The sequence below is a fragment of the Burkholderia sp. Bp8986 genome, assembly GCF_003854225.1.
GTDB lineage: Bacteria > Pseudomonadota > Gammaproteobacteria > Burkholderiales > Burkholderiaceae > Burkholderia.
Genome location: NZ_QTQM01000206.1, coordinates 1 through 538, shown reverse-complemented (window position 1 = coordinate 538; position 538 = coordinate 1). Strand labels below are relative to the sequence as shown.

Annotated in this window: 1 protein-coding gene; it reads left to right on the top strand. The window is 67.5% G+C overall.

Translation table 11 applies throughout. The features are described from left to right. Positions 1 to 538: IS21 family transposase (gene istA / locus DID99_RS36895; RefSeq protein WP_124668741.1), on the top strand; the 538-nt coding region annotated here is incomplete at both ends.

Below are 538 nucleotides of genomic sequence, written 5' to 3'. Positions count from 1 at the left end.
CGAAGTACCCGAAGCGCGTCAGCCCGAGCGTCGTCGACGAGTGGGCCGCGCAACTGACGGGCTGGCTGCGGGCAGACAGTCATCGCCCGAAGCGTGACCGGCGCACGGCCCGGTTCATGTTCGAGGCCATCCGCGGCGAGGGCTACGCCGGCAGCTACGGCCGCGTCAGCGCCTTCGTGAGACGCTGGCACGAGGAGCAGGCTGAAGCCCCGCGCAGGAAGGCCTATGTACCGCTGGCCTTCGAACCCGGCGAAGCATTCCAGTTTGACTGGAGCTGCGAATACGCCTTCATCGGCGGGTTGCGGCGACGCCTGGAGGTCGCCCACGTCAAGCTCAATGCCAGCCGGGCGTTCTGGCTGGTCGCCTATCCGACCCAGAGTCACGAGATGCTGTTCGATGCGCACGCCCGCGCATTCGCCGCGTTTGGCGGCGTTCCGCGCCGCGGCATCTACGACAACATGAAGACCGCCGTGGACAAGGTCGGCCGCGGCAAGGAGCGCGCGGTCAACGCACGCTTCGAGGCAATGTGCGGCCATTA